The sequence below is a fragment of the Paraburkholderia unamae genome, from assembly GCF_003268775.1.
Taxonomy (GTDB): domain Bacteria; phylum Pseudomonadota; class Gammaproteobacteria; order Burkholderiales; family Burkholderiaceae; genus Paraburkholderia; species Paraburkholderia unamae.
This window is the reverse complement of sequence record NZ_QLSU01000039.1, coordinates 79,157-86,791: the sequence shown is the minus strand read 5'-3', so window position 1 is coordinate 86,791 and position 7,635 is coordinate 79,157. Positions and strand designations below refer to the sequence as shown.

The 7,635-nt window shown below is 63.4% G+C and carries 7 protein-coding genes; 6 read left to right on the top strand and 1 reads right to left on the bottom strand.

Annotated elements, in window-relative coordinates; genetic code table 11:
* The 3 genes from C7401_RS39075 to C7401_RS39065 form a co-directional block, all read left to right on the top strand.
* On the top strand, window positions 1-201 hold a 201-nt coding region (locus tag C7401_RS39075; RefSeq protein WP_507763444.1), incomplete at its 5' end, for a 4-hydroxy-2-oxovalerate aldolase family protein.
* Window positions 202-296: 95 nt separating this feature from the next.
* Complete coding sequence (gene mhpT, locus C7401_RS39070) at window positions 297-1,544, top strand: 3-(3-hydroxy-phenyl)propionate transporter MhpT (RefSeq protein WP_112177394.1); 1,248 nt, start codon at window positions 297-299, stop codon at window positions 1,542-1,544.
* 62 nt (window positions 1,545-1,606) lie between these two features.
* Complete coding sequence (locus tag C7401_RS39065; RefSeq protein ID WP_112177405.1) at window positions 1,607-2,476, top strand: alpha/beta fold hydrolase; 870 nt, start codon at window positions 1,607-1,609, stop codon at window positions 2,474-2,476.
* 86 nt (window positions 2,477-2,562) lie between these two features.
* Here C7401_RS39065 and C7401_RS39060 read toward each other — a convergent pair whose 3' ends face one another.
* Window positions 2,563-3,027 carry a hypothetical protein gene (locus C7401_RS39060; RefSeq protein WP_112177393.1) on the bottom strand — a complete coding sequence of 155 codons (465 nt, stop codon included), beginning with the start codon at window positions 3,025-3,027 and terminating at the stop codon, window positions 2,563-2,565.
* 441 nt (window positions 3,028-3,468) lie between these two features.
* Here C7401_RS39060 and C7401_RS39055 point away from each other — a divergent pair, with 441 nt between their 5' ends.
* The 3 genes from C7401_RS39055 (at window position 3,469) to C7401_RS39045 (ending at window position 7,599) form a co-directional block, all read left to right on the top strand.
* Window positions 3,469-4,827, top strand: a complete 1,359-nt coding sequence (locus tag C7401_RS39055; RefSeq protein WP_112177392.1) for an MFS transporter — start codon at window positions 3,469-3,471, stop codon at window positions 4,825-4,827.
* 378 nt (window positions 4,828-5,205) lie between these two features.
* A complete protein-coding gene (locus C7401_RS39050; RefSeq protein ID WP_112177391.1) occupies window positions 5,206-6,054 on the top strand; it encodes a glycosyltransferase family protein in 849 nt (282 codons plus the stop codon).
* Window positions 6,055-6,057: 3 nt separating this feature from the next.
* A complete protein-coding gene (locus C7401_RS39045; RefSeq protein ID WP_112177390.1) occupies window positions 6,058-7,599 on the top strand; it encodes a tetratricopeptide repeat-containing glycosyltransferase family protein in 1,542 nt (513 codons plus the stop codon).
* Window positions 7,600-7,635 lie beyond the last annotated feature (36 nt).

Genomic DNA, 7,635 nt, shown 5'->3' with positions numbered 1-7,635 from the left:
CGCGAAACGCTGGCGCTCGGTTATGCGGGCGTGTATTCGAGCTTCCTGCGTCACTCGGAAGTGGCCGCGAAGAAGTATGACCTGAAGACGGTGGATATTCTCGTCGAACTGGGCAAGCGCCGGATGGTGGGCGGCCAGGAAGACATGATCGTCGATGTGGCGCTCGATCTGAAAAAGCGCCAGGAAGCATTGCAGTCCTGATCAAGCGCGCCGCGCATCGCCTTCGGGTGGTGCGCGGCGTTGCCACTTATAGCCGCCGGAAAGAGCGGCTCGCATACATACCTATGGAGACTTTTATGACGTCGCGAAACAGTAGTGCTGGAGGCAGTGCAACGAGCGGCAAGGCAACGATCGCCCTGTGTCTGGCGATTGCGCTGCTCGAAGGGTTGGACCTGCAATCGGCGGGTGTGGCCGGTCCGCGCATGGCGAAGGAGTTTCACCTCGCCGTGCAGCAAATGGGCTGGGCGTTCAGCGCGGGCGCCATCGGCCTGTTGCCGGGCGCGGCACTGGGCGGGCGGCTTGCCGACCGCTTTGGACGCAAGCGCGTGCTCATGTGGTCGGTTGCGCTGTTCGGGCTTTTCTCGCTCGCCACGACGATGGTGTGGAACTTCGAAAGCCTGCTGGTCGCGCGTCTGCTCACGGGCCTCGGTCTCGGTGCCGCCATGCCGAACCTGATCGCGCTGTGCTCGGAGGCCGCGGGTGCGCAGCAGCGCAGCACGGCGGTGGGCGCGATGTACTGCGGCATGCCGTTCGGCGCGGCCGTCGCGGCCGTGATCGGCATGCTCGGCACGGGCGACGCCAGCTGGCGTCATGTGTTTTATGTGGGCGGTCTCGGGCCGATCGTGATGGTGCCGCTGCTCGGCCTGTTCCTGCGCGAGTCGCAGCAGTTCGTGGCGGCGCGGGCATCGAAGGTCGCGAAGGCCGGCACGCCGGGCGTGGCCGAAGCGCTTTGGCATCATGGCCGCGCACGCACGACCTTTGCGCTGTGGATCAGCTATCTCGGCACGCTGGTCGTGCTGTACTTCCTGATGAACTGGCTGCCTTCGATGGTGCTCGCGCGCGGTCTCTCGCGCGTGCAGTCCAACTTCGTGCTGATGATGTTCAACATCGGCGGCGGTGTGGGCGCTATCGCGATTGCCGCGATCATGGATCGCTTCGGCCGTCGCGGCACGGTGATCGGCATGTATGTGGGCATCGTGGCGGCGCTCGCCGTGCTCGCGAGCGCGAGCGGCGCGAACTCCACGGCGGTGGGCGGCCTGCTGTGCGGCTTCTTCATTGTGGGCGGCCAGTCGGTGCTCTACGCACTCGCGGGCCATGCGTACCCCACGGAAGTGCGCGGCACGGGGGTGGGCGCGGCGGTGGCCGTGGGGCGTCTCGGCTCGATTCTCGGGCCGCTCGTGGCGGGTCAGCTTTTCGCGCTCGGCCAGAGCCCCTCGATGCTGGTAGGCGCGAGCATTCCGCTCGTTGTGATCGCGGCGCTCGCCGCGCTCAGCGTAGTGGGCGCGTTCAGGCAGCGCGGCTCGCTCGGCGCGCAGGGCGCATGATATTGACGGGGAGAAGGCGCAGGCCTTCTCCGGCATTTAATTCGTTTTAAGGGATGGTCATCATGACTGGTACGGCACAGGCAATCACGGAAGCTTCGACGAGCAAGTTCGCGCGCGTGAAGGACGGCGAAGTCGAGTTCCAGATTCACTACAACGACGCGGGCGCAGGCGCCGAAACCGTCGTGATGCTGCACGGCTCGGGTCCGGGCGCGAGCGGTTGGGCCAACTTCAACCGCAACGTCGAGCCGCTCGTCGCGGCCGGTTACCGCGTGATCCTGATGGACTGCCCCGGCTGGAGCAAGAGCGATCCGGTCGTCTGCACGAGCTCGCGCTCCGACCTGAACGGCCGGGTGCTCAAGGGCTTGCTCGACGCAATCGGCATCGAGCGCGTGCATATTCTCGGCAACTCGATGGGCGGCCACAGCGCCGTGGCGTTCGCGCTCGCGAACCCGCAACGCGTGGGCAAGCTCGTGCTGATGGGCGGCGGCACCGGCGGCCCGAGCAGCTTCATGCCGATGCCCACCGAAGGCATCAAGCTGCTGCAAGGTCTCTATCGCGATCCGACGATTGAAAACCTCAAGCGCATGATGAACGTGTTCGTGTACGACGCGAGCGCTCTCACTGACGAGCTGATGCAAACGCGCCTTGAAAACATGCTCGCGCGCCGCGACCACCTGGAAAACTTCGTGAAGAGCCTCGCGGCGTTCCCGAAGCAGTTCAGCGACTACGGTCCGCGCCTTGGCGAGATCGCCGCGCCCACGCTCGTGATCTGGGGCCGCGACGACCGCTTCGTGCCGATGGATACCGGCCTGCGCCTGCTGGCAGGCATGCAGAACGCGCAACTGCACGTGTTCAACCGTTGCGGCCACTGGGCGCAATGGGAGCATGCGGAAGCGTTCAACCGCATGGTCATCGATTTCCTGACGCACTAACGCACTAACGCACGGGCGAAGACCAGGCGGCAGCGCGCCGCTTCATGCCACGCACGTCGATGCGGCGCACCGTGAGGTGCGCCGCATTATTTTTTGGCGAGCGAATCGAGGCGCGCGAGCCGTGCCGCGAAGGCGGCTTCGTCACGCGCCTTGAGCCTTTCCAGGTCGGCCAGCACCCGTTCGAATCGCGAGTCTTCGGTTTCGTGCTTGATGGCTTCGATCTTCTCTTTCATCTCCAGAAAGCACTTGATCGCCTTGACCGATTTGTCCGCGCCGGTTTGATCGATCAGGTAGGCGAGCGCTTCCGAAATGCGGCCCAGTTGTCGCCCGTAACTCTCTTCGCTGACGATAGCGCGCTCCGCCGCCGGATTGCTCGAATTGCTCTCGTTGATCACGAGCCCCGTGAACGACCACGGCAGGATCGATTGGTCGAGCGACTGGGGCGCGGCGTCGATCGAGAGCGCTGAACGTAGCGCGGGCATCCAGTAGTTCCACGGTTGCCAGAAATTGGCGGAAAGCGTGGAAGCGGTGGAAGGGGCAGAAGCGGTCATGACGATCTCCTCGGCTGAGCGGCCCGGTCGGCGGGTCGCTGCTTAACGTAAGCAATCTTAAGCAATCGAATGGTGCGTGCGGCATTGGCGATTGCGTCATTGTAGGTTGAGTGCGTGCGAACAAAAAAATAAGGTGTTCGAAATAATTGACGGACGAAGTTCGCAAACCGGTTTCGTGTGACAAATCGGTGACGTGGCAGACCTTGCGCGGCTAACCGCGTGCCCGTGGGGTGCACCCCTAAGGGAAACCCGTATTAACGTAAAGCGAATAGATTCGCTATTGACAAATTATCCGGGGCCAACCTATGATCGGCCCACTGCCTGGAAACTCGCCTTGGCGCGAGCGTTTCAGGCGAACCGCGCAAGGCGCGCAAGACGCCGCGTATCAACGGTCTGCCCGGATCTGCCCGGTGCGCCGGAGTCATGTTTGGAGACAGGCTGATGCCTCAATCGATCGCCCCGGACCGCGGGTCCGAAGCCGCGCGCCCGTACGCCGCGCCCGCCCACACGCTTTCCCCGTCGGATGCCCAGGACGACGCACTCTACAGCAAGGTGTCGGCGCACGTGATTCCGTTCCTGTTCATCTGCTACGTCGTGTCGTTTCTCGACCGCATCAACATCGGTTTCGCGCAGTTGCAGATGAAGCACGATCTCGGCTTCAGCGACGCGATGTACGGCCTCGGCGCCGCCGTGTTCTACGTGGGCTACGTGCTCTGCGAAGTGCCCAGCAACATGCTGCTCGCCCGCTTTGGCGCGCGCCGCACGTTCACGCGCATCATGCTGCTGTGGGGCATTGCTTCCACCTGCATGATGTTCGTCTCGAGCCCCACGCAGTTCTATGCGCTGCGCTTCCTGCTGGGCGTGTTCGAGGCGGGCTTCTTTCCGGGCATCGTGCTCTATCTCACGTACTGGTATCCGGCGCGCCGCCGCGCCGCCGTATTCTCGATCTTCTTCGCGGGCGTGGCGGTGGCGGGCGTATTGGGCGGCCTCATCTCGGGCTGGATCATGCGCGATCTGGCCGGCGTGATGGGGCTGGCCGGCTGGCGCTGGATGTTCGCGATCGAAGGCGTGCCCGCCGTGGTGCTCGGGCTGATGGCGGCCTTCTGGCTCGTGGATGGCCCCGAGAAGGCGAAGTGGCTCAACGACGCGGAAAAGGCCCACCTCATCGCGCAGCGCGACGGCGAGCAGTCGCACGCCCATTCCACGCGTTCGTTCGGCGCGGCGCTGCGCAATCCGCGTGTGTATCTGTTCGCGTTCATCTACTTCTCGCTGACTTGCGCGTCGCTCACGCTGAACTTCTGGATGCCGCTCATGATTCGCGACTTCGGCGTGCATGACGTGTTGTGGATCAGCCTTTACACGGTGATTCCGAATGCGGTGGGCGCGGTGGGCCTCATGTGGATCGCACGCCGCTCGGACCGGCGCGCCGAACGGCGCTGGCACTTCGCGGCCTGCACGATGGGCGGCGGCATTGCATTGGCGCTGCTCACACTGCACCTGGCGAGCTTCGCCGCGATGATGGCGATACTTTCCGTGGCGGCGGTGCTGATCTTCGCCGCGCTGCCGATCTTCTGGGCGGTGCCTTCTGCGTATCTGTCGGGCAAGGCCGCCGCCGCGGGTATCGCGCTCATCAGCAGCATCGGCATTACGAGCGGCATTGTCAGTCCGTGGGTGATCGGCCTCATCAAGACGCATACGGGCAGCATGGACAACGCGCTGTATCTGCTGGCCGCGTTGCTGGTGGCGAGCGGAGCGGCGCTGGTGCTGGGCGTGCCCGCGCCGAAGAAGGCCGCACACTGAGGCCACGCGCCCCGCGAGGCAATGAAAGGCGGAGCGGGGCGCCTGGTGTTTCAATGGACCGGATTGGCGAATGCTGACGGCCCGTCACTTTCGTCATTCGTTTCATCGACCCGATGAGTCGCCGCTCACATAGCTGGCGTCTGCGGTTCGCGACACCAGCGAATCGACACTTCACACTACTCGCCGCGCACGATCCGCGTGCCATGGCGCAGCCCCTGACTTGCTCGGTTTCACCTGCGCGAAGTATTACCTGATCGAGAATTTTTGAGACGCTGGTCTAATTGCGGCAAACGTTGGCTTTGCCGCATAGGACGCGTCATCTGGCGACCGCAAGCTGGCACGAAAAGATCAAGCACTCACAGGGAGCGGGTCCAGATCATGGCAGTGCAGCTAAGAATCCCATTCTTTTCCATCGGCGATCAAGTCTCAGTAACGGCCATTCCCGAGGCTTATTACGCACAAAAAGGCGAGCGCCTGTTTTATTCCGATGAGCGCATGTGGGTGTTCAAACACAATCCTTACATTGATTTCAGGTCTGCGGCGCAGGGCGATACGGAAGTCATGGTGACACCCGATGCGCGTGATGAAAAGCAGGCACGGCGCTACGAGAAGCAATACAACAGCGACACTTTCGGCTCACAAACCGAGTACATATTGCACCAGCTCGGACTCAAAGGCGGGGCATGCCGGCATCCTCGGCTGTACATCCACGAAGAGGTCAATATCGTCCCCCACAAGGTGGTTGTTCATACCACTGGTTCTGACCGCGCCCTGACTGGCGAAGCGCCTATCCGCTATCAGTTTGGCGAGGACGAAGTAAGGGTCATGAGTGACGACGTCATTGCCGCAATCCGCAGAAATTACAGGAACTGGCTAGTCGTGCAAATCGGCGCAAAGAGCGACAAACCGCTTGAAGGGCGAAATGTGATTGATTTGCGCGGCAAGCTGGATTTATGGGAATCGGCTGCGGAAATCGCCACGGCGTCGAGATTCATCGGCGTGAATTCCGGACCCATGCATATTGCCAATTGCTACCCGCGAGTGGCGAAACGCATCGTGCTCATGGAATTCAGTCGTAGCTATCTCGCGCATGAAGGCGACTGGCCATTTCCCTGGCGCGCCGGTTGTACGCGTAACTTTTTGACCGCCTGGCTGGATCCGGAGAACACGTATTTCAACCGGTTTGATGTGGACTGCGGCTCCTCGTTTTCGTATTTGAAAGTGTAAAGCATGAAAGTCGTGTCATCGTCGATCCAGCACGCGCAGTCACTCGCAGACAACGCCAATCGCGCCTACAACGCGGGTCAATATGAAACCGCATTGACGTTCGCCGAGAAGGCCATTGTTGCGAATCCGCGCAACAGCGACGCGTTGCATCTGCGCGGCCTGATCGCACTCGCACTGGGCGCGCCGGCGGACGCACAAGCATGGCTCACGCGCGCCGTGCAGTTGCAGCCCCACCCCGCGTACTGCAACAGCCTGTGCGTCACGCAAACGCGTCTGCGTGACTACGCAGCGGCGGCCGAAATGGCGCGCCTGGGTTTGCGGCGCGCGCGCGAGCGCTTTCCGGCGTCCGACACGACGCTGCTCTGGTACAACCTGGGTGTCGTTCTGCAACTCGACGACCAGCCCGCGGAGGCTGCGCAAAGCTACCGGCAGGCCATCGCGCGTCAGCCAGGTCACGGGGCGGCGCATAACAATCTCGGCACGGTTTCGAAGGACATCGGCGAACTCGCCACGGCCATTGCCCATTTCGAGCGCGCCATCGCGCTCGACGAGCGCAATGTCGAAGCGCGCAGCAACCTTGGGCACGCCCTGCTGGCGGCGGGCCATTATGCGGAGGGCTGGCCGTATTTCGAGCATCGTTGGGCCAGCAACCAGATTGGCGACAGGCCGGCGGAGAAGGGTGCGCCGGTCTTGCCGATTCCGCTTTGGCGAGGCGGCCCGCTCGGCGGCGCGCGGCGCTTGCTCGTGCTGCACGAACAAGGCTTCGGCGACGCGCTGCAATTTTGCCGCTACCTACCTATGGCGCTCGCGCACGGCGCTTGCGTTGGCTACGTGTGTCCGAGGCCGCTGCGGCAACTGCTCGAACAGTCACTCTGCGCGCGCTGGCCCAATCTTGTGCTGCTCGATGACGTGCCATCCGATCTTTCCGGCTGGGACGGATATTGCACGCTGCTTTCGCTGCCGATGCTGCTTGGCACGCGGCTCGACAACATTCCCGCGCCGGTGCCTTACCTGTACGCCGAACCGCAACGCGCGCGCATGTGGGCCGAGCGCCTGGCCGGGCTTGGCAATGACGCGCGGCCGCGGATCGGCGTTGTGTGGGCCGGACACGCGGCGCTGACCGCGGATCGCCGGCGCAGCATCGCGCCGCAAGCGTTTGCGAAACTGCTCGCATGGCACGGGGCGCACTGGGTCAGCCTGCAAAAAGCCGATGCCGCAGCGAAGCCACTGCCGTCGACCGGCCAGGCGCAGGTCGTTGACTGGATGGACGAGGTTGGCGATTTCGCCGATACGGCCGCGTTGATTGACGGGCTCGATCTCGTCATTTCGGTCGATACGTCGGTGGCGCATCTTGCCGCGGCAATGGGCAAGCGTGTATGGCTGCTCAACCGCTTCGCGGGTTGCTGGCGTTGGCTGCGCAACCGTGACGACAGTCCCTGGTATCCCGGCCTGCGCCTTTTCACGCAAACGGAGCGCGGCAACTGGAGCGAAGTGCTCGGCCGCGTGACCGATGCGCTCGAAGCGCTTTATCCGCCCAGGGTCTGACGCGTTCGATCGTTGCGGCGCGCGCGGCGAGCGTTT